General features: G+C 42.1%; 25 protein-coding genes and 1 riboswitch. Of the genes, 11 read left to right on the top strand and 14 right to left on the bottom strand.

What is annotated here, in order from left to right:
- Nucleotides 1–321: 321 nt before the first annotated feature.
- Entirely contained in the window at nucleotides 322–1,704 is a 1,383-nt protein-coding gene (fumC, locus tag ACTHRG_RS15490; RefSeq protein WP_076262482.1) for a class II fumarate hydratase, read from the top strand.
- A 68-nt stretch (nucleotides 1,705–1,772) separates the two neighbouring features.
- Here the strand turns inward: fumC and ACTHRG_RS15485 are convergent, their stop codons facing one another.
- Nucleotides 1,773–1,991 carry an alpha/beta-type small acid-soluble spore protein gene (locus ACTHRG_RS15485; RefSeq protein WP_035326833.1) on the bottom strand — a complete coding sequence of 73 codons (219 nt, stop codon included), beginning with the start codon at nucleotides 1,989–1,991 and terminating at the stop codon, nucleotides 1,773–1,775.
- Nucleotides 1,992–2,287: 296 nt separating this feature from the next.
- On the opposite strand from ACTHRG_RS15485, the gene ACTHRG_RS15480 reads away from it, so the two are divergent.
- On the top strand, nucleotides 2,288–2,530 hold the full coding sequence (locus ACTHRG_RS15480) for a hypothetical protein (protein WP_076262479.1): 243 nt from the start codon (nucleotides 2,288–2,290) through the stop codon (nucleotides 2,528–2,530).
- 89 nt (nucleotides 2,531–2,619) lie between these two features.
- On the opposite strand, the gene ACTHRG_RS15475 is transcribed toward ACTHRG_RS15480, so the two are convergent.
- Both ACTHRG_RS15475 and ACTHRG_RS15470 read right to left on the bottom strand, forming a co-directional pair.
- Complete coding sequence (locus ACTHRG_RS15475; RefSeq protein WP_076262477.1) at nucleotides 2,620–3,729, bottom strand: ABC transporter ATP-binding protein; 1,110 nt, start codon at nucleotides 3,727–3,729, stop codon at nucleotides 2,620–2,622.
- A 115-nt stretch (nucleotides 3,730–3,844) separates the two neighbouring features.
- Nucleotides 3,845–4,738: a PucR family transcriptional regulator gene (locus ACTHRG_RS15470; RefSeq protein ID WP_076262475.1), complete on the bottom strand. Its 894-nt coding sequence runs from the start codon at nucleotides 4,736–4,738 to the stop codon at nucleotides 3,845–3,847.
- Between the two features lie 128 nt (nucleotides 4,739–4,866).
- Between ACTHRG_RS15470 and ACTHRG_RS15465 the strand changes: the two genes are divergently transcribed.
- The gene (locus ACTHRG_RS15465; RefSeq protein WP_076262472.1) at nucleotides 4,867–5,127 is read left to right on the top strand and encodes a metal-sensitive transcriptional regulator; all 261 of its coding nucleotides are present in this window, start codon (nucleotides 4,867–4,869) and stop codon (nucleotides 5,125–5,127) included.
- A gap of 317 nt (nucleotides 5,128–5,444) precedes the next feature.
- On the opposite strand, the gene ACTHRG_RS15460 is transcribed toward ACTHRG_RS15465, so the two are convergent.
- Nucleotides 5,445–5,630: a hypothetical protein gene (locus ACTHRG_RS15460; protein ID WP_076262470.1), complete on the bottom strand. Its 186-nt coding sequence runs from the start codon at nucleotides 5,628–5,630 to the stop codon at nucleotides 5,445–5,447.
- An 89-nt stretch (nucleotides 5,631–5,719) separates the two neighbouring features.
- Nucleotides 5,720–5,926: a YheE family protein gene (locus ACTHRG_RS15455; RefSeq protein WP_076262468.1), complete on the bottom strand. Its 207-nt coding sequence runs from the start codon at nucleotides 5,924–5,926 to the stop codon at nucleotides 5,720–5,722.
- Between the two features lie 98 nt (nucleotides 5,927–6,024).
- Between ACTHRG_RS15455 and ACTHRG_RS15450 the strand changes: the two genes are divergently transcribed.
- A complete protein-coding gene (locus ACTHRG_RS15450) occupies nucleotides 6,025–6,195 on the top strand; it encodes a hypothetical protein (RefSeq protein ID WP_169799746.1) in 171 nt (56 codons plus the stop codon).
- Between the two features lie 83 nt (nucleotides 6,196–6,278).
- Here the strand turns inward: ACTHRG_RS15450 and ACTHRG_RS15445 are convergent, their stop codons facing one another.
- From ACTHRG_RS15445 to ACTHRG_RS15430, 4 genes are read right to left on the bottom strand one after another with little or no spacing between them, the layout of a single operon-like run.
- Nucleotides 6,279–7,448: a YheC/YheD family endospore coat-associated protein gene (locus ACTHRG_RS15445; RefSeq protein ID WP_076262466.1), complete on the bottom strand. Its 1,170-nt coding sequence runs from the start codon at nucleotides 7,446–7,448 to the stop codon at nucleotides 6,279–6,281.
- Complete coding sequence (locus ACTHRG_RS15440; RefSeq protein ID WP_076262464.1) at nucleotides 7,445–8,809, bottom strand: YheC/YheD family endospore coat-associated protein; 1,365 nt, start codon at nucleotides 8,807–8,809, stop codon at nucleotides 7,445–7,447. The genes ACTHRG_RS15445 and ACTHRG_RS15440 overlap by 4 nt, the downstream gene beginning before the upstream one ends.
- Complete coding sequence (locus ACTHRG_RS15435) at nucleotides 8,787–9,890, bottom strand: YheC/YheD family endospore coat-associated protein (protein WP_076262462.1); 1,104 nt, start codon at nucleotides 9,888–9,890, stop codon at nucleotides 8,787–8,789. Before ACTHRG_RS15435 ends, ACTHRG_RS15440 begins: the two co-directional genes overlap by 23 nt.
- A complete protein-coding gene (locus ACTHRG_RS15430) occupies nucleotides 9,850–11,265 on the bottom strand; it encodes a YheC/YheD family endospore coat-associated protein (protein WP_076262460.1) in 1,416 nt (471 codons plus the stop codon). Before ACTHRG_RS15430 ends, ACTHRG_RS15435 begins: the two co-directional genes overlap by 41 nt.
- A 226-nt stretch (nucleotides 11,266–11,491) precedes the next feature.
- Between ACTHRG_RS15430 and ACTHRG_RS15425 the strand changes: the two genes are divergently transcribed.
- From ACTHRG_RS15425 to ACTHRG_RS15415, 3 genes are all read left to right on the top strand, one after another.
- The gene (locus tag ACTHRG_RS15425; RefSeq protein WP_076262458.1) at nucleotides 11,492–12,631 is read left to right on the top strand and encodes a DUF445 domain-containing protein; all 1,140 of its coding nucleotides are present in this window, start codon (nucleotides 11,492–11,494) and stop codon (nucleotides 12,629–12,631) included.
- Between the two features lie 106 nt (nucleotides 12,632–12,737).
- A complete protein-coding gene (locus tag ACTHRG_RS15420) occupies nucleotides 12,738–13,088 on the top strand; it encodes a YlbF family regulator (RefSeq protein WP_076262456.1) in 351 nt (116 codons plus the stop codon).
- Between the two features lie 128 nt (nucleotides 13,089–13,216).
- Nucleotides 13,217–13,741, top strand: a complete 525-nt coding sequence (locus tag ACTHRG_RS15415) for a D-glycero-alpha-D-manno-heptose-1,7-bisphosphate 7-phosphatase (protein ID WP_076262454.1) — start codon at nucleotides 13,217–13,219, stop codon at nucleotides 13,739–13,741.
- A 66-nt stretch (nucleotides 13,742–13,807) separates the two neighbouring features.
- Here ACTHRG_RS15415 and ACTHRG_RS15410 read toward each other — a convergent pair whose 3' ends face one another.
- The 5 genes from ACTHRG_RS15410 to ACTHRG_RS15390 all read right to left on the bottom strand — a co-directional run bounded on the left by ACTHRG_RS15410 (nucleotide 13,808) and on the right by ACTHRG_RS15390 (nucleotide 17,912).
- A complete protein-coding gene (locus ACTHRG_RS15410) occupies nucleotides 13,808–14,008 on the bottom strand; it encodes an alpha/beta-type small acid-soluble spore protein (protein WP_009331452.1) in 201 nt (66 codons plus the stop codon).
- Nucleotides 14,009–14,258: 250 nt separating this feature from the next.
- Nucleotides 14,259–15,038 (bottom strand): energy-coupling factor transporter transmembrane component T family protein, encoded by a 780-nt coding sequence (locus ACTHRG_RS15405; RefSeq protein WP_076262452.1) that lies wholly within the window; start codon nucleotides 15,036–15,038, stop codon nucleotides 14,259–14,261.
- Nucleotides 15,025–16,725 carry an ABC transporter ATP-binding protein gene (locus tag ACTHRG_RS15400; protein ID WP_076262450.1) on the bottom strand — a complete coding sequence of 567 codons (1,701 nt, stop codon included), beginning with the start codon at nucleotides 16,723–16,725 and terminating at the stop codon, nucleotides 15,025–15,027. The genes ACTHRG_RS15405 and ACTHRG_RS15400 overlap by 14 nt, the downstream gene beginning before the upstream one ends.
- Nucleotides 16,709–17,305: an ECF transporter S component gene (locus ACTHRG_RS15395; RefSeq protein WP_076262448.1), complete on the bottom strand. Its 597-nt coding sequence runs from the start codon at nucleotides 17,303–17,305 to the stop codon at nucleotides 16,709–16,711. The genes ACTHRG_RS15400 and ACTHRG_RS15395 overlap by 17 nt, the downstream gene beginning before the upstream one ends.
- Before the next feature lies 1 nt (nucleotide 17,306).
- Complete coding sequence (locus ACTHRG_RS15390; protein ID WP_076262446.1) at nucleotides 17,307–17,912, bottom strand: YkoF family thiamine/hydroxymethylpyrimidine-binding protein; 606 nt, start codon at nucleotides 17,910–17,912, stop codon at nucleotides 17,307–17,309.
- Nucleotides 17,913–17,998: 86 nt separating this feature from the next.
- A riboswitch (TPP riboswitch) is annotated at nucleotides 17,999–18,100 on the bottom strand.
- A gap of 216 nt (nucleotides 18,101–18,316) precedes the next feature.
- On the opposite strand from ACTHRG_RS15390, the gene ACTHRG_RS15385 reads away from it, so the two are divergent.
- The 4 genes from ACTHRG_RS15385 (at nucleotide 18,317) to ACTHRG_RS15370 (ending at nucleotide 23,719) form a co-directional block, all read left to right on the top strand.
- Entirely contained in the window at nucleotides 18,317–19,183 is an 867-nt protein-coding gene (locus ACTHRG_RS15385) for a Cof-type HAD-IIB family hydrolase (protein WP_076262444.1), read from the top strand.
- Between the two features lie 254 nt (nucleotides 19,184–19,437).
- Nucleotides 19,438–20,952: a coproporphyrinogen III oxidase gene (locus ACTHRG_RS15380; protein WP_440231568.1), complete on the top strand. Its 1,515-nt coding sequence runs from the start codon at nucleotides 19,438–19,440 to the stop codon at nucleotides 20,950–20,952.
- Between the two features lie 142 nt (nucleotides 20,953–21,094).
- Nucleotides 21,095–22,720, top strand: a complete 1,626-nt coding sequence (locus ACTHRG_RS15375; RefSeq protein ID WP_076262440.1) for a long-chain fatty acid--CoA ligase — start codon at nucleotides 21,095–21,097, stop codon at nucleotides 22,718–22,720.
- A 207-nt stretch (nucleotides 22,721–22,927) separates the two neighbouring features.
- Entirely contained in the window at nucleotides 22,928–23,719 is a 792-nt protein-coding gene (locus ACTHRG_RS15370) for an enoyl-CoA hydratase (protein ID WP_048010725.1), read from the top strand.
- The last annotated feature ends 102 nt before the right edge of the window (nucleotides 23,720–23,821 follow it).

Genomic DNA, 23,821 nt, shown 5'->3' with positions numbered 1-23,821 from the left:
CATTGGATATACAATTATAAAAGCATAGCTGCCGGCTGCCTAGCCAGGCAGTTTTTTTATTGTAGAGGAAACTATAAAATTGAACGAAGAGAATAACTCTGTGGAAGAGTGTTTGCATCTAGCTCCAGCGCCTGCCCCCTCGAGGTCACAAGCCGAGCCGCCCAGAAAGGTAAAGAACACCTTCCCGAGCGGCTCGTCTTGTACATTTCGGGGATGAGCAAGGCGCTTCCGCTTTTGTTTTGCTGATTTTTATCATTAAATTTTGAAAATAAGGGAAAAGAATATAAAGGAAACATAATAATCATTTAAGGAGGTATGAAATTGGCTGATTTTAGAATTGAGAAAGATACTCTAGGCGAAGTGAAGGTTCCCGCTGATAAATATTGGGGAGCCCAGACACAGCGGAGCAAGGATAACTTTAAAATAGGCATTGAAAAGATGCCGATGGAAGTAATTTATGCATTTGCCAAGATAAAGCGTTCAGCTGCAGTAGTCAACAACAGTCTAGGGAAGCTTTCCCATGACAAAATGGAAGCTATCACAGGGGCTTGCGATGAAGTTCTAAACCATAAGTTTGACAGCCACTTTCCGCTGGCTGTATGGCAGACAGGGAGCGGCACACAATCAAATATGAATGTAAACGAGGTTGTCGCCAAAAGGGCGAATGAACTGCTGGCTGAGAAGGGAATTCGAGATAGTAAGGTGCATCCAAATGATGATGTCAACATGTCTCAAAGCTCCAATGATACTTTTCCGACTGCCATGCATATCGCAGCTTATACGGAGGCGGAGCAAAAGCTGCTTCCGTCATTGAAGGAATTAATAAGGACGGTTAAATCGAAAGAAGAGGCCTTCAAATCAATCGTCAAAATAGGCAGGACCCATTTACAGGATGCAACACCTCTTACATTAGGTCAGGAAATCAGCGGCTGGCGTGCCATGCTTGAAAAGAATGAAAAGATGCTTATGGACGCAAAGCAGTATCTGCTTGACTTAGCCATTGGCGGTACAGCAGTCGGAACGGGCATTAATGCAGAGAAATCATTTGGACCTGAAATGGCAAACGAAATTTCCAGACTTACAGGCTATTCATTCCGTTCGTCGGACAATAAATTTCAGGCACTGACCAGCCATAATGAAATTGTCCATTTTCATGGGACATTGAAGGGGCTGGCAGCAGATCTGATGAAAATAGCCAACGATGTACGCTGGCTTTCAAGCGGGCCGCGCAGCGGAATTGGGGAATTATCGATCCCTGCAAATGAACCAGGCAGTTCAATCATGCCTGGCAAAGTTAATCCGACACAAAGCGAAGCCCTTACGATGGTGGTTTGCCAGGTCTTTGGAAATGATGCCTCGATTGGATTCGCGGCAAGTCAGGGGAATTTTGAATTGAATGTGTTCAAGCCTGTTATTATCTATAATCTTCTTCAAAGCATCAGTATTCTTGCAGATGGAATGGCCTCTTTTAATGAAAAATGCATGATGGGACTGGAGGCAAATAAAGAAGTGATTAATGGCCATGTTGAGAGATCACTAATGCTTGTAACGGCACTCAATCCACATATAGGCTATGAAAAAGCAGCGGAAATTGCCAAACTCGCATTCAGGGAGAATACAACCTTGAAAGAAGCAGCCTTAAAAACAGGGTATATCACGGAAGAACAATATGAGAATTGGGTTGTGCCCGAAAAGATGGTCTAAATATAAAATGGCCCCCCTTTCAAGAAGGAGGGCCAAAGCCATATTTATTCAATTGTTATCTTGCTTTATTAGAAAGAACCGCCGCCAAGCTGTTGTTCAGCCATTTGTACAAGGCGTTTTGTGATTTCTCCCCCAACAGATCCGTTAGCGCGGGAAGTTGTTTCTGCACCAAGGTTTACACCAAATTCAGTAGCGATTTCGTACTTCATTTGATCAAGTGCTTGAGCTACTCCTGGTACTAGTAATTGGTTTGAGGAATTGCTTCTGCTAGATGATTGGTTGTTCATGTGATTTCCTCCTCGAAATATTAGTGTATTGGTTTTTGGCTGGGTTAGCTGGAATTGCACCAGCGCAAGGATTTTGTCCTGCTCCACTGCCTGGCGTAACCCATCGGTTTTCACTGCGAATGCTTGATGCCGCTGTGTTTACTCTCTATTATGTTTGATTTATAAAAGTTTATTCTTTCAGGAAATCGGGAATTTTTTCCTGAGAAAATCCTCTGATTAAGAGTCTTACATAACGAAGATTAAACAGACAAATCATAATAAATATCAGCAAAGAAAACGAAAGTGAGAGGATTTGAATGGCTATTTGCCCAGTCTGCAACGGCTTTGAAAAAATCAAAGCAGCCTGCAGCTCCTGCGGAAGCAGGATGGAGGACAGTGGAAGAGTAATGGACTATTACGATGATTATAGTGCTTATATGCCAATTGACCAGATGAAAATGGAAGATGGCTATCCCCGGGATTATCAGCAGGAGGAATGCCCCCATTTGCTGAAGTGTCCATCATGCGGCCATGATTCGGTAAAATTTATCAAAGAGTAGAATGAATATAGATGGCGGCAGCACCTTGTTACGGAGAGGTTGAGGGAGACAGTATTAAAAACCCCGTCAGCTTTGACGGGGCTTCAATGTTATTCTTTTTCAGAACGGATTCTTCTTTCATGGTCTGCATCAAAGAAATGCGCTTTGTTCATATCGAAAGCAAGCTCAAGGTTTTGGCCCGGCTTAATATCTGTGCGGGAATCCACGCGTGCAACGAAATCCTGGCCTTCGATGCTTGAGTAAATCATTGTTTCAGCACCAGTCAGTTCTGAAACGTCAATGCGGGTATTAATTTTTGAACCGGCAGATGCATCAATAAACACCGGCTCATCGTGAATGTCTTCCGGCCGAATGCCAAGGATAATGTTTTTGCCTGTATATCCCTGTTCACGAAGAACCTTCATTTTACCTTCAGGGACTGCAATCTGAGTTTTGCCAATAATAAATTTGCCGTCTTCAAGCGTTCCGTTAAAGAAGTTCATGGCAGGTGAGCCGATAAATCCGCCTACAAATACGTTTTCAGGCTTTTCATACACTTCTTTTGGTGCGCCAACCTGCTGGATCACTCCATCCTTCATAACAACAAGGCGGGTAGCCATTGTCATGGCCTCTGTCTGGTCATGTGTTACATAGATAGTAGTTGTTTGAAGACGCTGGTGAAGCTTGGCAATTTCTGCACGCATTTGAACACGTAGCTTTGCATCAAGGTTTGATAAAGGCTCGTCCATGAGGAATACCTTTGCATCACGGACAATCGCACGGCCCAAAGCTACACGCTGGCGCTGTCCGCCTGACAATGCTTTTGGCTTGCGGTCAAGATAAGGCTCAAGCCCCAGAATTTTTGCTGCCTCTTTTACACGGCGGTCGATTTCATCCTTTGGAAACTTACGAAGTTTAAGGCCAAAAGCCATGTTATCGTACACGGACATATGCGGATAAAGTGCATAGTTCTGGAAAACCATTGCAATATCACGATCTTTTGGCGGAACATCGTTGACACGCTTCTCATCGATATAGAAGTCGCCTTTTGAAATTTCCTCAAGACCTGCAATCATACGGAGAGTTGTGGATTTTCCGCAGCCGGAAGGACCGACAAAAACAATAAATTCCTTATCTTTAATATGAAGGTTAAAATCTTCTACAGCTGTAACTTTATTATCATAAATTTTATAAATGTTATCGAGTTTTAATTCTGCCATCAGGGTAACCTCCCAATAATCTTTTTCTTAATAACAGTTTAATGGATATGAGGGTTTTCCCATATGGCCAAACTGCACAAAAAAACTGAAAGCGTTTTTATGCAATGTGCTCAAGTCAGGTTTGCTCAATCAGCAAACAGGCTAAATAAACAGTCAGCGCGCTGTTAAAGTCCTTTAACTGAATGCCGGTCTTCTCTGTGAACTTATCAAGTCTGTACTGCAGAGTATTCCGGTGAATATACAATTTTTTCGCCGTTAATGAAACATTGGAGCTGTTCTGTAAAAACACTTTTATCGTGTGCAGGAGTTCAGGGTCCTCTTCCAGTAAAGAAAGGCGTGAAAGCAGGCTCTTTTTTAAAAATGCATCCAGATGGCCAGTGATAAGAGAGGGGAAGAGTTTTTCAAAATTCAGCACTCTTTCAGCTGGAAGCAATGAGGAAGCCTGCTCGAATAGAAGCTGTTCTTCTTTGAAAAGCTGGTGTAATTGTGTTCCCGTCTTATTCGGAATGCCAATGTAAAAGGCTGTTTTCACAAAAAAATCACTTTCTAAAGCATTGGAAACAGCAAGGAATTCTTCTTCCGCAAGAGAGTCTTTACTCTCTTCAATGATGACCCCTGTGGCTTTCCCGTTCCATAAAATCGTTATGTCCTTTTCAAAAAAACCTCTAAAAGCAGCTTCCATATCCTCACGTATCCATTCGCCCTCAGACATTTTGAATTGAATCAGCCTGTACGGAACATCTTTTGCGAATGACGGATGATCCCCATTTGAAAATAAGTATTGAAACCAGGCTTGGGCAGCAGGGGCAAGGTGAATGGAGCTGTCATGGAATTCAAACAAAGTTTTCAATACCATCAGACTATCTGAGGATACCTCTTGAGCTGGAATGCCAAGCCATTGGCCTGACTCCTCATGATGAAACCAGTACAAATCAGAATTATAGCTAAAATCAGGTTTTATAAATTGAAGTTGAGAGCCCGGATACCGGTCATGTAATTTGTTTAACATATCTTTACCCTTTGGTTTGATAAATTTTTGTGTTTCTTATATTATAGCAGTTATAATTTAATTGAAAAAATTAACTTAATCTGTGAATGTTTCTATAAAGGGAATTGAGAGTGTGAGGAGTGAGACTCATGGAATATACACCTGAAATGAAAAACCGCTTGAAAAGGCTGGAAGGCCAGGTGCGGGGTGTGATCCGAATGATGGAAGAAGAAAAACACTGCAAGGATGTTGTTACACAATTATCTGCTGTCCGTTCTGCAGTTGACCGCGCAATGGGATATATTGTAGCTAAAAACCTGGAGACATGCATCCGTGAAGCAAATGATGAAGGCAAAAATGCGGAAGATGCAATCCAGGAAGCTGTGAATATGATTGTGAAAAGCAGATAACCAGAAAAGCGGAAGGCGCCCGCTTATAAAGGAACGCAGACTAAAACCGCCACGTCCTGTGGCAACGTCTGCATGACCCGCTTCCTCCCAAAAGCTGTCGCTTTTGGTCGTGCGATGTTTATGCTGACGTAGCCTTCCTTGTCCTGCGGGCCTCAAGCATAAGACGAGCCGGCTGAAAGGTTGTTCTTTAACCTTTTGTGGCCGGATTGGCTTATTACCTCGAGTCGATGGCGCTTGGAGCTAGACAGTTATCCAACTGCAGAATAAATTGAATTTAATCTTTATAAAAGGCACCTGAATTCAGGTGCCTCTTATTTTTATTCAGCCTCATATGGAGGTTCTTCCTCATGCAGTTCCCTGGCTTGTTCGATATTAACATCACCGCCGCGCCCATGGACCGAGCCTCCGGAAAGACCTTCGTTTATGATCCTGTCTATATCCATATAAGCTTTGTCTCTGCCTTCATATTGTACGTCCTCTGTAACCTGGCGTTCCTTATCCATATGTGAATCGCTCCTTTAATGAAATATCCTGGCGGGATTATTTTTCCAAAAGAGCTTTATCGTCATGCATGGATTCTCTAATTTTTTTCCTATTCATATACATGAAATAACATCAATTCATGAATCTGGGATTTCAAGTCTTCCTCATGGCCGGCAGGATCTCCGGATGTCCATTCAATTTTTCCGTCAGGATGATAGATGCCGGTAACTTTTTGCTTTTTGAAGTAAAAAGAAAATGTCCATCCCGGCAATTGTTTGTTTTCATATAAAGGCTTGAATTGAAAGTGTGTCAGCATTAGGATTCCTCCAGATGTTGTAATATCCGTTTAATGTTCCTGAAAAGGGGAATGGAACAGATGTAGAAACATTTTAACATTAAAAGGAGGCAAAAAGGATGAAAAGAAACAACAAATTTATGATGTCAGCCATGGCCCTTGGAGCAGCTTATTTAATGAGAAACCCGGAGTCACGCCAAAAGCTTAAAGACCAGTTTAAATCTTTCGCCGGAAGTGCCTCTAAAAAAAATAGGGTTAAGACAGCGAAAAGCCCTGTGACGACTTATTAAATCCTTTGACAAGGACATTTGTAAAAGAATCGCATAAAAATAGCCGTACACGCTGTGGGTGTACGGCTATTTTTATTAGCATTCTAGAACCCCGACATGGTGAAAAATAAGCGGGTCAGTTCTTCAATTCTTTTTTCTTCTATCCAGGCTTCATCAAAACTCATCGGCTTTGAATTTATTTCATAAATCACATAAGTGCCCTGTGCAGTTAATCCGGCATCAATAGAGTATTCTCCATGAAAACCTTTCGTCTTCCCAAGGAGATTTCCTGCCTCCGATGCTGCAGTATGAATAAACGCATCATGTTCTTTTGCGCGGACACTTTCATATGGAATCATTACCCCGCCATTCGGTATGTGGGTTGTAATGTCCTGTTCCTGAGACTGCCTAATGCCAATCCCTGTAACCGAATAGCTGCCTCCGCTGAAATGGGCTAAGATTCTAAAATCAAATCGCTTGCCTTCTATTTTGGCAGGGCTTATCGCTTTCTGTGCTAAATAAGGTTTATTCATCAGGTGAGTGTCCCATTGGTTCCAGAAATGTTCAAAATCAGCGTAACTGAATGAATCGTGCAGACCATTTAATGAGATGCCTTTTTCCAGCTTGATTAATTGGTATATCCCTTTGCCTTTGGACCCGTTTGCCGGCTTTAAGTAGATATTATTATATCTGTGGATAAAATCCTTTAGAGCCTTTGGCCCGGTGACAAGAATGGTTTCAGGAATATAATCCTGCAAGGGCGGATGGTCTTTTAAAAGCTGGTATACTTCGAATTTATCCAGGAAGCCCGGATTGAAAAATGGAATAGCCTGCTCATTAAAAAAACGGCTTGCTTTATGGAAGGCTTCTGTTTTTTCAAATTTCCGGAATGGAACCCTGTTGTAGACAAGATGCGGAAGTGGGCACCTGGCTTCAATCCACTTATCCTGCCGGGGAATATAAATATAGCCGTTCACGGAATTATCATTCATGTCCTCTGGTGTAAATACATAGGAAACTCCGTTTTTTTGAAGGATGCTTTTCTGGAGGGCCTTAAATAAAGGACCATTGCCGGCAATAGCCTGATCCTTTCCTTTTCCGGTAAGAATGCCAATCACCGGCCCCGCGTTACCGTTCCGCAAGGATAATGAAAAGGAAAGCAAATCTCGTGCCGCCTGCAGGCTAATAATGCTTAAAGGGTGTTGGCTGCTTCCAAGGGTACAAATGCTGCTGCCGAACCAGGTCCTGCTGGCCCGGTCATAATAAACCTTCATCTGACTATTTCCTGTGGCTTCATAATAGATGCTTCGGCAAGGAAAACGGCGAATGAAAGTGATAGCTTGCGGGTAAGAAAGTCGAACTCTCTGAGCTGAGGGTGTTTGAATATAGATCTTCCGGGCTTTGAGTTTGCTTCAAACAGCCACACATGACCATTTCGGTCCAATCCAAAGTCAAAGCCGATTTCACCGATAATACCTTCCATGTTTCGTTCCAGTGCCTTGCTGATATGAAGTGCCGCCTCACTTAACTTCGCTACTGCCTCTGTTTTTTCTGCATCCGATTCAAATACTTCTTCAAGGATTTTGATTTCACCACCGCTTTTCACATGAGTTGTAACACTTCCAGGTCCTGCTATTTTTGCAGCTGAAGCGGTTACTTTCCATTCCCCATTCTCATCTTTATTCGTATGAACCCTGAAATCAATCGCTCTCTGTTCATAACGGAGCAAATGAATTCCCTGCTGAACCAGCATCCGGCTTAAACTTCGTCCTGCAAAAACATTCCGCATTAAATTTTCCAAAGTATTAAACCTTCTCAGACGATTTTCGTCCCGCACTCTATATCGGCAATAATAAAACCCATCCTTTTTATCATAAATAATTTGATGAATCCCAAGCCCAAGGCTTCCATTAATAGGTTTCAGGAAAACATGGCCATAGTCAGCCAGCATTCTTTCAATTACAGAAAAAGAAGAAAAAGGGTGGGTTTCAGGCAGGTAATGACTAATATCATCATCGTTCTGCAGTCTTTCATAAACATCTAATTTATTAAAGAAACCAGGATTATACCAGGGAATTAAATAGTCTTTCTGAAGCCGGGCGCGAACTTCCTTCAGCTCATTCCTTCTTTCACTTCTTCGGTTAGGAAGCCGATCATAAACAACATTCGGAAAAGGGACTTCAAAGGTTTCCCAGCCTTCCTCATGATAAAAAAGCCCATGGATGGTTTCTTTTTCCCAGTTGATTTGCTGGTCACCGAATAAAAACGGAATGGCACCAACCGTTTTTTTGACCGAAAGCAGTTTGGCAAAAAATAGGGTCCGATCCCCAACTGGTCTTAAAGGAAAAGAGGTGAATCCTGATGTGAAGATACCTACGAGCGGGCCGAGGTACAGAGTACCCTTATTGGCAAATGCATGCAGAGGAATCTTGAGATCAGGGAAATGCAGTGCTTCGGCAACATCTTTACTTATGATGATGGAGTTCTTCTTTGTTTTTTGGAGTAAGAAAGAAGAATCTGCCGAATGAGTGCCAAATGCCAGTTTCGTCAAATGAGTATGAAGGTTCAGCTCATTTGGAATATAAACTGTTTTGGAGGCGGAATCGGAAATTTCAATTTGATATTGTTTTCTCATGATTCGTTTTCCTTTCCATTTCCTTATTGGCTGCCAGGAATTTGGCATAGAGAAGGGGAGCGGTATATAACTCTTCCTCCTTCTCAGGCTGGCTGTTCAGGATGGTTTTCCTTCCTGGCTTTGAGTTAATATCCAGTATCCAAATAGAGCCGTTAGATTCCACTCCGATATCGATTCCCATCTCAAATAGCGGGGAAAGCTTTCGTTCAAGGGCAGCAGGAAGTGTATCGATAATGTCATAAAGTTCATCGGTAAGAAAACTTTTTAAAGAAGGTGGGTATTGAGTGATCCACTCCTCAAAAGAAATATTGCTGCCGCCAGCGCTTAAGTTGGAGACGATGCCTCCTTCTCTGCCTGTGCGAATGCCCCGGCCCAGCTCCTTCCAGGCACCATTCCTGTCCTTTTGAAGCAATATTCTTATATCAAAGGGCTGACCGTCCTTGTTTGAGAGATTCACATATGGCTGGATGAGGTACTGCTGTTTCGAGGTCAATTTATTCAGCCATCGGGCTGCCTTTTCTTCAGTTTCAAAGCTGCGTGAAACCTGGGCATTCCTTTTATCTGTTTTAACAAGAATATCTTTGCCCGTTTTCTCAATATAATAGATTCCATGTCCCTGTGACCCGCTTGCCGGTTTTAAAATGCAGGGCTGATCGGGAATGAGGCTGTTTATGAAACTGTCAGCTCCGGTAAATCGAGCCGTTTTCAGCAAATAAGGTGATATGTTTGAGCAGGAGAGAATTTCATATAATTCAAGCTTATTAGGCAATCCGTAGCCAAGGAATTGGATGTCATTTCTTGCCTTTAGCCAATTCACGATGGATATACATTGTTTTGAGCGGGAGTCATTTCTGTAAAAACAGCGATCATAAAGAATCTCCGGCACTGGAAATTCTGCCGGCTCCCATTCTCCTGAAGAAGGGTTATAGGAATCACCTGCAATCCTTTCTGAAACAGGATTGATATCTGTAGGCACAAACCTGAAACAGTTAATGTTATATTCATTAGCTCTCTTCGCCAATTCCGTAAAGTATGGCTGTTCACTCCGTTTGTTTAAAGTCATGATTCCGAATGAAAGCATTTTGTAGTCCTCCTTTTTGGATAAATGATAAAGCCGTTGCATATTCGATCAGTGCCTTGGCAGAGGGTCTTATTCTTTTTTCTTTGTCTTCAAAGTTCTTGGAGGGTTTAGAATTCACTTCGATAATCCAAAGTTTTCCATTAGTGTCTAATCCAATATCAATCCCGAGTTCTCCAACAAGGCCTTCGCATTTCTGACTGATGATTGTTGCTGTTTCCACTGCAAGCTCCTTCAGTAACGCCAGCTGCTGAACCGCTGTTTTCTGATCAGAGTGCATCGTGAAAATTCTTAGAGGCTTCATAATTTCCCCGCCTCTTGCAATATTGGAAACAAATTGCTGCTCGGCAGAAATCCTTGCCACTGCAGAAGTTGCCCTCCAGATATCTTGAAAGTTTTTATGGCAGAGCACGCGGAAATCAAGCTGCCTGTTCTTATAAGTTTGCAGAGGTATGGCCTGCTGTGCCAGAAAAATCGTTTTCTTTTGGTACTGCTTGAACCATTGTGCAAAACGGTCATAATTTTTGAATGTGAGCGTATTTTCCCTGCCGTTTCCTGTGGATACTTCTGTCATGATTTCTTCGTCCTGTATACTCAGTCTGATAATATTCCGTCCCTGGCTGCCATGTATGGGCTTAAGGAATATTAACCTGTGTCTGGCCAGCATTTCCCTGATGGTTTGTTCATCTGCAATGGCTGTATCAGGCAGATAGGGATGCATATGATCCTCAGAAAAGAGGAGGTTATGAACTTCCTTTTTCGATAAAAAACGGTCATTAAACATTGGGATGTTACAGTTTATCAAGTTATATTTAAATGATTGAAAAGCAGAACTTGCTTCAAGCATCCGGGAGTGGATCCGGTTATAAATCACACTAGGCAAAGGAACGGGACGTTTTATCCATTTTCCCTCACGCAGGCAATAACCCTGCAGCTTTCCTTCAATGCAGTCGCGAAAATGAAATACATAGAAATATCCGCGCAGGCCGGAAACAACTTCATGCAATTCTTCGCAAAAAGAATGAATGGATCGGAAATCAGGCTCTTCGCCACTTTCATTAAAATCCGTCATCAGTCCAATAACCGGCCCGGCAGTAATAGTAAAGTCCTTTCTGGAGTAACTGGCGACAAAATGGATATCTTCCATTGGCAGGCAGCATTCCTGAAAAAGCCGTTCACAGAACATAATTTCATCTTTTGTAATGTTTGCTCCTTCAATGGTTACCTGAATGGCATGCATGCCGATCCGCAGCAAATGGGGCATTTGCAAATCAATATTCCAGTAATGTACGAGAGAATGGCTAAGTTGAATGCGAAAATGATTTTCCTGAAACATTTTTACCGGAACAATCGTAATAGGCAATAAAGAAACTGTCATGATCATTCCTCATTTGCTTACTTTATTTGAGCCTATTCTGAACAACCTCATGCAGTCTGCAAATTGAATGCTGAATTTATTCCGCAGAATGTGCAAAACTCCCATTGATGAAGTTTTCACTGTATAATGAAAAAATAGGCAAAAGCTGATACCATATCGTATGTTCTGGGCAATTAAATGGTGCGTCAAGAGAGGCGCCTGTAACTTAAGGAAGGTAGAGATATCTATGGAAATTGCAATGACAATAATTTTAATGATGATAATTGGGGCTCTCATTGGCGGGTTTACTAACTACCTGGCTATTAAAATGCTCTTTAAACCTTATAATGCCGTGTACATAGGTAAATGGAAGGTTCCATTTACCCCTGGGCTGATTCCTAAACGAAGAGATGAAATGGCAGATCAGATGGGAAAGCTGGTTGTTAATCATCTTCTGACACCGGAAAGCATCAAGAAAAAGTTCATCAATGATCAATTTCAGCGTGATATAACCGGGATTGTTCAGAAAGAGATGGAAACTATCCTGCAATCAGAAAAATCAGCAGAGGACATTCTTGCAGCGTTTGGAATCACGGATGGCCAATCGAAAACGGAGAACCGCATAAACTTATTAATTGAGCAGAAATATGAAAAGATTATAAGTGAATATCGAGGCCTGCCTCTTAAAGAAGTTATTCCTCAGGGCCTTTTGGATAAAGCGGATGAAAAAATCCCGGCTATCAGTTCAATGATCCTTCAAAAGGGGGCTGATTATTTCTCCAGCATTGAAGGTAAAATGAGGATCCAAAGAATGGCTGATGATTTTGTTCGTGAACGCAGCGGCGTGCTCAGCAATATGCTGCAGATGTTCATGGGGAACATCAATCTTGGGGATAAAATTCAGCCGGAAATCATTAGGTTTTTAAGTAATGAGGGTACGGCCGACCTGATTACAACACTTTTACAAAAAGAGTGGCGCAAAATCCTTGAGATGGAAGCTGCAGTTATTGAAGACCAGCTCGAAAAGGAACAGATTCTTTCAGTATTAAAGAATATTGCACATAGAGTCATTAATCTGGAGAATGTATTTAGAAAGCCTATCTCATCTTTTATGGACCCTTATAGGACAGTACTGATAGAAGAGCTGGCTCCTAAAAGTGTTCAGATGCTTTCTGATTGGCTTTCAGGAAAGACAGAAATGGTTATGGAACGGCTTCGTCTGGCAGAAATTGTCCGGGAACAGGTCAGCAATTTTTCGGTTGAAAGATTAGAAGATATGGTCTTTTCCATCATCAAAAGCGAGTTAGCCATGATTACAAATTTAGGTTTTCTGCTTGGGGGTATTATTGGTCTCGTACAGGGAATCATTGCTATATTGATTAATTAAAGGGTATCGCCTCGCGTTTACTGTCATAGTTTGTTATAGTGTAGTGGATGTTCGAAACGGAGAGTGTATTGTCCATTTTGAACAAGAATCGGAAGGAGTGTTTTTAATGGCAGTAAATTTATATGACTCAGCCTATGAATTAGAAAAAGCAGTGCGGGAAAGCGATGAATATAAGGCTTTAAAGCAAGCATATGATGATGTGAATGCAGATCCGTCTGCAAAAGCAATGTTTGATAACTTCCGCAAAATCCAGATGGAACTTCAGCAAAAACAAATGATGGGCCAGGATATTACACAGGAAGAAGTAGAACAGGCTCAAAAGACAGTCGCGCTTGTACAGCAGCACGCCCAGATTTCAAAGCTTATGGAAGCAGAACAGCGCATGAGCATGATGATTGCAGAAATGAACAAAATCATCATGAAGCCTCTTGAAGACCTTTATGGTGCAGCTGAATAATACCATGAGAAAACTCCCGGAAATTGATCCGGGAGTTTTTTATACGAAAAAAGCATCTTCCGATATTAAACTGAACAAGGTTTGGGTACCTTTATGATAGATATCGATTTAATGAAAGGGGCAGCACATTGAAAAAAGCCATTTTTTTGGACCGGGACGGCGTTTTGAACGAGGTTCTATCAGACAGGGTAAAATTCGTTAACAAGCCTGAGCAGTTATATTTACTGGAAGGGGCAGCAGAAGCTGTGGCAGAACTGACCAAAGCCGGTTATGAAATTTTCGTTGTGACCAATCAGGGCGGCGTGGGACTCGGTTTTTTGAAAGAAAGGGAGCTAAAGAGAATTCATGAAAGGCTGCAGGAGCTTGTCTCAGTAAAAGGGGGACATATTAAAGAGGTTGCCTATTGCCCTCATAAGCCGAAAGCAGGCTGTGAATGCCGCAAGCCAAATGCAGGCATGCTGGTGGATTTGGCTGGAAGGCACAATCTTGATCTAACTAAAAGCATTATGGTAGGCGATCATGAACGGGACATTGAGGCGGGTAAGAAGGCAGGCTGTAAAACTGTTTTTATCGGCTCTGATCCAACTAGTGCAGATATCCAGGCGTCATCTCTTTTTGAGGCAGTGGATGATATATTGAATATGCTTAAATAGGGTGAAAAACCGCTTCCGGGATTAGCTGGAAGCGGCATTTTATTTTACTATGATTTCGTTTTTGGACTAGCGTGCTCCGCCAAGCTGCTGCTCAGCCATTTGCACAAGGCGCTTCGTAATTTCTCCGCCTACTGATCCATTTGCTCTTGAAGATGTTTCCGGGCCAAGGTTCACACCGAATTCTGTTGCAATTTCATACTTCATTTGATCAATTGCCTGACTGACTCCTGATACTAAAAGCTGATTAGAATTGCTGTTTCTTGCCATGTAAATCATCTCCTTGGTGTAGTTTTCTTGATTGTTACAATTATAGCTTTAGGAGAGTAAATAAGATTTATTCATAGTTGTTTGTGGTATTTTATGGTATTTTTTCGTGTGTGAAAAAGGCGGGTACGGCTCTTAGCCGCTTTCCGCACATAAATTGGAGCTGTACTTACAGAAAAAATTTTATGCGTACATAAAATTGCTCCATCCGACATAAAAAGGTGCTATCCGCACAGAAATCAAGAATAAGCTGTTAAAGTTCGCCATTATAAAGCTGTAAAAACCCGAAAAGCCATGAAATATAGGCACTAGCCAGTACTGCCCCTATAAAGAAGGTAAAATAAGCCCAATCTTTCCAGGAAACCGAGATTTTATGATAAAAATCCCGGTTTTTATCTCCGGTAAACCCTTTTGATTCCATTGCCATGGCCGTCCTCTCAGCTTTACGAATCGCTCCGGCAAGGAGAGGAACTGTATATCTCTTAAGCTCAGCCATTTTTTCCGGAAATGTCCCGGCTTTGGGTACTCCCCTGATCCGGTGGGCGCTTCGTATAATCTCAAATTCTTCTTTCATTAATGGCAAAAACCGGTAGCCTGCCATAATTCCATATGCAAGCTTTGGAGGGAGCCTGCATTGCTGCATTAAACTGAGCAGAAATTCTGTCGGCTTTGTAGTTAAAATGAACAGAAGGGACAGAGAGGTAAAGCTTAATACCCTCATTCCAAGGGAGAGGGCGCGCAAAAAGCCCTCCTCAGTCAATGTGAAGATCCCCCATGTCCATAATATGGTTTCTCCTTCAATCGTTTTAGAAAAAATTAAAGCTGACCAAATAGATATTGCAGCCATGAAAATAAATGGCGAGAAAAGCAGAATCCATCTTTTGAATGAAACTCTTCCAAAAATAAAGGTGGCTGCTGCAGTCATCACTAAGGTCAGAAAAGGTGTAACGGGATCAAAGAAAACCGATAGAATTAACACACAGACTATCACAGTGAATGCTTTAATGCTGGGGTTAAATTCATGTAAGAACAAGCTTTTCCCTCCCTGCCATGGACTTGATATCGTTCCTGAGTTTTTCTATGTAAGGAACCTTTAGGGAAGCAATTTTCATAATCTCATCTTTCTTCCATAATGCATCAGGCAAACCCTCGTAAATCTTCTCTCCTTCTGAAAGAACAACCACTTTGTCCGCATAGGAATGGAGGATTTCCATGTCATGGGTGATCATCACCACGGAACCTCCGCATTGAATTTTTGTTACCAATAGCTTCATAAGCTCCCCGGACGTCCTGGCATCCTGTCCAAAGGTTGGCTCATCAAGGAGGAGCAGTTCCTGGTCATTCACAAGCATTGATGCGACACTAAGCCGCCGCTTTTGCCCCTGGCTTAAGGAAAAAGGATGCATGTCAGCGTACTGGAGCAAGTCCACTTGAAGAAGAGCAGCCTCAACTGTTTTTTGAATATCGGCATCAGGAATCTGCTGTATCTTTAGACTAAAAGCAATTTCATCAAAGACAGAATCAGCAATAAATTGGTGTTCGGGATTTTGAAAAACGTAACCTGATTTCTGTCTTAACTTCTGCTCCTTCCATTGGGAAAGAGGGCGGTCATAAAAAAGAATTTTGCCTTTGGAAGGGGTATATAGACCAGCCAGCAGTCTGGAAAGCGTTGTTTTTCCTGATCCGTTTGAACCGGCAATTGCCACAAATTCGCCTTTTTTTACTGAAAAACTAATATTTCTTAGCAAGTCCTTACCAGCTTTATTAAAAGATAGGTTCTCTGCTGATAGGATGATCTGCTCTTCAAGAGCTTGGTGTTTGTTCTTCCGGTTGTCTAAATTCTGAAGTGCGCTAAAGGGATTTGCAAATCCGGCGATTAATTCCCGATCAGTTAACGGGAGTTTTTCCCCTTTGTAAATACCTTCTTTTTTTCCTGATAGGCCGGCTCTAACCGCGCTTGGCAGCCAGATGCCCTCATGCAGAAGTTCTTCTGCATATTGATTAAAGCATTCTGCGGTGCTTCCATTAAATAAAATTTCGCCATCCCGGTTTAGCACCACGCAGCGGTCGGTCAAATCAATCCAATCATCCAGCCTGTGCTCAATTATTAGAAGAGAAAATGCCTGGTTCTCTTTAAGCTCTTTGATGATGCGGGTAAGTTCATAGCTTGAAGCAGGGTCCAGATTTGCTGTCGGTTCGTCCAAAATCAGGATATCCGGTTTTAATGATAAAACACATGCCAGTGCAAGCTTTTGCTTTTGGCCCCCGGAAAGAGTGTGGATTAAGGAATGTTTATATGGCAAAAGATGAACAAGCTCCAATGCTTCATCAATCTTACTCTCTATTTCTTCAGGAGGTGTTTTCAAATTCTCAAGCCCAAATGCCAGCTCATCCTCGACTGTGGTCATGCAAAATTGGCTTTCAGGGTCCTGAAACACAATGCCAATGTGCTGATTAATTTCGCCAGGGCCGAACTCTTCCATCATCTTTCCTTTGAATGAAATAGTCCCGTCCAATTTGCCATCAACGGCCTCGGGATACAACTTATTTAAGCAGAAAGCAAGTGTGCTTTTTCCCGAGCCGCTTGGGCCCAATAATAGAACTGCTTCCCCTGGATAAAGGCTGAATTGCACATTTTTTATAATTGGTTTTTTCACATCTTCATACCTGAAGGAAAGCTGTTCAGTTATTAATATATGCCGGTTATCCTGTAATTCCATTTTCCGGTTTTCCCCTTTTCAGCTCTTTTCCAATTGGAAAGCTGTTCAATGCCCCGGTTTTCGCAAGGCTCTCGCTCAGCCATTTGCCCAGCAATCCAGCTAGTAAAGCACCGCTGATCAGCCTCACAAAAAACATAGCCGTTACATAACCGGGTGAGAGGGCCGTATAGCCGGAAATGAAATAGCCCCAAATAAAACTAGTAACAGAAGAACCCATGCCTGCAGCAATTAAAACCCATGTCCGGTAATTATTCCATTTCGTGGCCGCAAAAACAGCTTCCGCTCCAATCCCCTGAATCATCCCTGACAGAATCAGACGGGGACCAACTGCGTTGCCGATCATGACTTCAATGGCTGCAGCGATGGTTTCCGATAAAAAGGCTGCACCGGGTTTTCTGATTATGTACGCTGCGATGATCGAAACAATAAACCAAATGCCAAAAATAAGATCATAGCCAATTAAGCCGAACATTCCATATAGCACGTTGCCAAAGTGCATGAACACCAGGTAAACAACTGCAAACACAACTGCGAGTACAGACAGGACAATGACCTCACGAAGCTTCCACTTGTCGAGCATATTACTCAGCCCCCTTTTTGGAAGGACTATTGGCTGACATATTCACCGTCATAACAATATGCGTAGAAGCGCTTTTCTTGCAATTTTCAAAAGCATCCTCAAGTGTTTTAAACACAGCGTGTGCATCTCCATCTAGTCTTGAAGCATAATGCACCCCTTTAGTAAAAGTTCCCCGATTCGCTGCGAGCTCGACCTGGTCCATAATAACGTTCATGTAATCAGGAATACCCATCGGATAAAGGGCGAACTGGACAGCGACTTCCTGGCTGATCCCTGCTGCTGATTCTTCATTCGCCCGTTCCTCATTTTCAGCAAGATAAGCATCGCCTGCAGTATCACCGGGACATCCATTTGAAAAAGTGCCGTTAAACACTACATGGTCTCCATGCTTAACTGCTTCAAGATAAATAGCTTTGACCACATCGAAAACATGAATAGACCTGCCTCGCACACAGGTGCTCACATCATCTGTTTCCATCCATACCTTACTCTTGTCCACTTCTTTTAGAGCTGATAAAATAACATCTGCAAACCTGTCAGTCATTGGGTAAATTGAAAACCTGCACCCTGTAATTTCACTAGTTCCACATAAAAAATTTCCCTGCATTTTGCCATCCTCCTAGTAATAATGAAAATAAAAAACTGCATTCCCATAAGGAAATGCAGTTGAATGTATCAATACACTAGAATGATAGCCGTTCACCTGCACTTCCCCACGCTGGTATTATCCAGATCGGGTGATAAGAGTCAGAACGGATTGTTCTTCTCAGCCAAAAAGCTCCCCTAGTGCAAAACTTGGATATGCAGTTTTTTTATGACTCCATCTTAATACGGAGCAAACAAAATGTAAATGAATAATTTATCATTTTTATATCTCATGATCGGAAAATCATTAAGATCTTAAGCTATGAAAATATATTTCCACATTGTCCATGTTATGTTCTAATCAAGTCCTTCCCTTCATAAAAGTGTAATAGGACAATTTTACACCGAGAATAGGGGGCAAATTGGATGATATACAGAATGCTTGCTTTAAACATAGACGGAACACTACTCCAATCAAATGGAAGACTTCATAAATCAACAAAAGAAGCGATAGAATATGTGCAGCAAAAGGGGATCTATGTAACACTTGTTACGTCCAGAAGCTTTCCATCCGCGAAAAAAGTGGCTAAAGCATTGAAAATCAATTCTTTGCTGGTCACCCACAGGGGGGCATATATTGCAGCTTCCCAGGAAAAGCCGATCTTTGTAAAAAGGATTCAAGAAGATGAAACGTTTGAAATCGTGCGCCTGCTTGAAGGCTTTACCTGTCAAATCAGGCTGGTGCACGAAAAATATTCCCTTGCCAACAAAACGAAGCTCAATACCAATATGCTTGCTAAAACTGTTTTTACAACCGGTGATCCCATTTTTTATTCCCAGCAGTTTGTGGATTCATTAAGTGACACCATTTTAGATGAGCCTGTTACACCGCCGAAAATTGAAGTGTACTTTGAAGATAAAGAAGACCTTGAGGATGCTAAGACAGCCATTTGGGGCATGTTTGAAAATGTGGAAGTCATTAAACTGAATGATCTGAGGATGGACATTGTTCCTGCCGGAGTTTCAAAGCTGAATGGTTTGCTCTATTTATGTGAGCACCTTGGGATTTCCAGAAATCAAATGGTCGTTATAGGAGATTCTGGAGATGATCTGGAAATGATTGAAGCCGCCGGTCTGGGTGTGGCAATGGGCAATGCCCCGGCAGAAGTAAAAAAAGCAGCAGACTGGCTGACACGATCCAATGACCAGAGCGGCGTAAGCTACATGGTTAAAGAACATTTCCGCAAACAGCATCCAATCGATTTCCTGAAGAAAATGAATCTGTTAAAATAAAATGAATGAAAGAGAGTCCAGTCAGGCAGATGGGCTCTCTTTTTGATTCAGGCATTGGATAAAGAGAAAGAGAAAAAGAGAGGGAAATAAACAAAGCGATCCAATGGGATTCACTTCCCTGATATTGACCTTGTTTCCCCATTTCTGTACACTAAAAGGAGTTTGTCAACATGAATAATAAAGACTCTGCAGCTGCCGTCAGTGAGATGAAACACCGGCAGATTTATTATATTTTCTAAAAAAAGGTGATAGATTTGAACATTTCAATTTTAGGCATACAGGATGAACGGTTCCATCGGCCGCTTCGGCTGATCGGGAACCTCTTTTTTGAAGAATGTGAAGTGGTGCTTGGTAAGAATGCTGCAGCAGATTTGACAATTTCTTTTCAGCTTGAGCAAGGAGATCGCATTAAAGCCATTGCAAAGCTTACTGATAAAGACAGCAGGAACCTTACAGCCAATTTTGAAAAGGAATTTGTTCCGGCTGAGTCAGAAAAAGAGACTTTCAGGCAAGTTAAGAATGCAGTATCACATGTATACCTGACTGTTTTGCAGGACTGGACTGGCATTACTCAAAAGTGGGGGATTCTGACCGGAGTCCGTCCCACAAAATTGCTTCACCGTGCCATGCAGAATCAGACACCTCTCAAGGAAGCTCATCAGCAGCTGAAGGAAGAGTACTTGATAACAGATGAAAAAATTCAGCTTATGCAGAATATTGTTGACCGGCAGCTTGCTGTTGTGCCGGATCTTTATGACCTAAAAAATGAGGTAAGCATATATATTGGCATTCCGTTCTGCCCGACAAAGTGCGCGTATTGTACTTTTCCTGCCTATGCGATTAATGGCAGGCAGGGTTCTGTTAACTCATTTCTTGGCGGCCTTCATTTTGAAATGAGCAAAATTGGTGTTTGGCTAAAAGAAAATAATGTAAAAATCACCACTGTCTATTATGGCGGAGGGACCCCGACAAGCATTACGGCAGAAGAGATGGATATGCTTTATGAGGAAATGTATGAATCTTTTCCAGATGTAGAAAACATTCGGGAGGTCACTGTGGAAGCAGGCCGTCCGGATACGATTACACCTGAAAAGCTTGAAGTGCTTAAAAAATGGAATATTGACCGTATCAGCATCAATCCTCAGTCCTATATTCAGGAGACCTTGAAAGCGATTGGCCGTCACCACACAGTAGAAGAAACCGTGGATAAATTCCATTTGGCCCGTAATATGGGCATGAACAATATCAATATGGATTTGATCATTGGATTGCCTGGAGAAGGTGTTCCGGAATTTGCGCATACTCTGGGTGAAACAGAAAAACTAATGCCGGAATCCCTGACTGTTCATACTTTATCCTTTAAACGAGCTTCGGAAATGACAAAGAACAAGCAAAAATATAAAGTTGCCGATCGTGAAGAGATTGAAAAAATGATGGACATGGCTGAGGATTGGACGAAAGTGCATAATTACCATCCTTATTATCTCTACCGCCAGAAGAATATTCTCGGCAATCTTGAAAATGTCGGCTATGCCCTTCCAAACCAGGAAAGCATTTATAACATTATGATTATGGAAGAACAGCAGACAATTATCGGGCTTGGATGTGGGGCTTCCAGTAAGTTCATTGATCCTGAGACAGGAAAAATCACTCATTTTGCAAACCCGAAGGATCCAAAATCGTATAATGACAGTTTTAAACATTATACAGATGAGAAATTGAAAATATTAAAAGAGCTATTTAATAAACATGAATCCCTAGCCGAATAGGCGGGGATTTTTTTATGAAAATATTTTGGAAAATTAAGAAAAATATTAAAGGAATTCCTGAAAATAAAGAGAATGAATAGGTAAAAGATCATAGATCTCTATGACTCTAAATGTAAGCGTTTTCTAAAAAGGGGGAATTGTAATGATGATGCAGACACCTTTGACTATGACGCAAATGATCAGGCGGGCAGAAAAGTATTTTCCAAAGAAAACGGTCGTATCAAGAACGGCCGGCGGAATTCAGAGATTGACATATAAGGAGATTGCAGAAAGGACCAGGAAGCTGGCAGAAAGCCTGCAAAAGCTGGGAGTGGAAAGAGGAGATAAGGTCGGAACACTTGCATGGAACCATCATCGCCACCTGGAGGCTTATTTCGCAATCCCATGCAGCGGAGCCGTTCTCCACACGATTAATATCCGTCTGTCACCTCAGCATATTACATATATTATTAACCATGCAGAAGATAAAGTGCTGCTGATCGACCCTGACATTGTCCCGCTAATTGAGAAGGTTAAAGATAAATTGAAGACGGTCAAGGCGTTCATCATTATGACAGATGAAGAAGAACTGCCTGAGACTTCTCTTTCACCGGTTTTCCACTATGAAAAGCTTATCAATGAAGCAGGCGGTGCCTATGAATTTCCTGATGATCTGGATGAAAATTCGGCAGCGGGAATGTGCTATACCTCAGCAACTACAGGCAACCCTAAAGGGGTCGTCTATTCCCATAGGGGAATTGTCCTTCACAGTATGGCACTTGGGATGGCAGACAGTGCAGCTGTCAGCGAGAAAGATATCGCTCTTCCGGTAGTGCCGATGTTTCATGTAAACGCATGGGGGCTGCCGTTTGCTGCTGTCTGGTTTGGAACCACTCTTGTATTGCCGGGGCCATATTTTACACCTAAACTTCTGGCAGAGCTTATTCAATCTGAGAAAGTTACCATAACAGCCGGAGTGCCTACAATCTGGCTCGGATTATTAAAAGAACTTGATGAAAATAAATATGATATGAGCTCACTCCGATCGGTACTATGTGGAGGTTCGGCAGCGCCAAAAGGCATGATTAAAGCCTTCGAGCAAAAGCACAAAATTCCATTCATGCATGCCTATGGAATGACTGAAACAAGCCCGCTTGTTGTTATTTCGACTTTAAAAAGCTATCAGGAAGAGCTATCAGCAGAAGAGAAGCTGGATATAAAAGCCAAACAGGGCATTCTTGTACCTGGGCTGGAAATGAAGATTGCCGGCAAGGATGGGGAAGCAGCATGGGACGGAAAGGAAATGGGGGAACTCGCTATAAGAGGGCCATGGATCGCTTCTGAATATTATAAAGATGAACGGACGAATGAAGCATTCCGTGATGGCTGGCTCTACACGGGAGATGTGGTTACCATTGATGAAGAAGGATTTATGAAAATCGTTGACCGGACAAAAGATTTAATTAAAAGCGGAGGGGAGTGGATTTCTTCCGTTGATATCGAAAATGCCTTAATGGCTCATGAATCGGTATTTGAAGCAGCGGTTGTTGCTGTCCCGCATGAGCAATGGCAGGAGAGGCCGGTTGCATGCGTTGTTCTGAAAGAGCCATTTAAAGGGCAGACCACAAAAGAGGAGCTTTATGATTTCCTGAAGCCGCAATTTGCAAAATGGTGGCTTCCGGATGAAATACTTTTCTTTGAGGAAATACCAAAAACCTCTGTAGGAAAATTCCTCAAAATGGCTTTAAGAGAGCAGGTCCAAAAAGAATATACAGGTCATGCAAAGTAAAAATGGGTCATTTACAGCATCTTTTTGGGGATGCTGTTTTTTTAATATCATTAAAATAGTTCATAACTTAGCCAAATGGTTTAATAGAGAGAGCGTATCGAAGAAGTGGAAAATAAGTGACAAAATTAAAAATTTTTAGACAAAACACTTTTTAAATATAATAATACTCTTTATAATAAAAGAAGTATTTAAAGGAGGGGAAAGATTTTGACAACAGATTTTGTAACTGAGACTGTCAGCGTGCAGTTTGATGGGCGTGTGGCGACGGTTGAAATGAACAGGCCTGAATCATTGAACGCATTGAATGTAGAAATGCTCAAAGGACTCCTGGCTGCTATGAAAGATATTGGCCAAATGGATGAGATTGATATTGTTGTATTGAAAGGAAGGGGCCGCGCATTTTCCTCAGGCGGAGATATTAAAACAATGCTTTTGGAAACAAATGAAAGCGATTTCCCGGATGTGATGGATTGCATCAGCGAGCTGGCTGTAACTCTTTATAGCATGCCGAAGCTGACCATCAGTGCTGTAACAGGGGCAGCTGCCGGCTTGGGCCTAAGCCTGGCCCTTGCCACTGATTATATATTGGCAGACAGGAACAGCAAACTTGCCATGAATTTTATTGGAATCGGCTTAATTCCTGACGGAGGGGCTCATTTCTTCCTGCAGCAGCGCATTGGCGAAGATAAAGCGAAGCATTTAATCTGGGAAGGAAAAGTGCTGACTGCAGATGAAGCTCTGCAAATGGGGCTGATTCACGAAATAGCAGAAGCAGATTTAAGCACAGCAGTTGATGCGAAATTAAGCCAATGGCTGAACAGACCGACAGAAGCAATGATTAAGACAAAGAAAATTCTTGCTGATAAAAACCGGCCGCTCCTGCTGAAAGTGCTTGAGCTCGAAAAGCTAGGCCAGCATAAAATGCGGCAAACAGAGGATCACAAAGAAGGAATCCAGGCCTTTATTGAGAAAAGAAAGCCTGTGTTTAAAGGGAAATAAAGATTGATAGAAGAAAAGCAAAGAGCTAAAATGGTACCTGTAGGAAGGACACTCGAAAAAGAGAGTGTTCAACCTACAGGTATTTTTTATATACTTGAATTA

The organism is Cytobacillus sp. SAFR-174 (assembly GCF_051964675.1).
GTDB lineage: Bacteria > Bacillota > Bacilli > Bacillales > Cytobacillaceae > Cytobacillus.
This window is presented reverse-complemented; position numbering and strand designations above follow the sequence as displayed.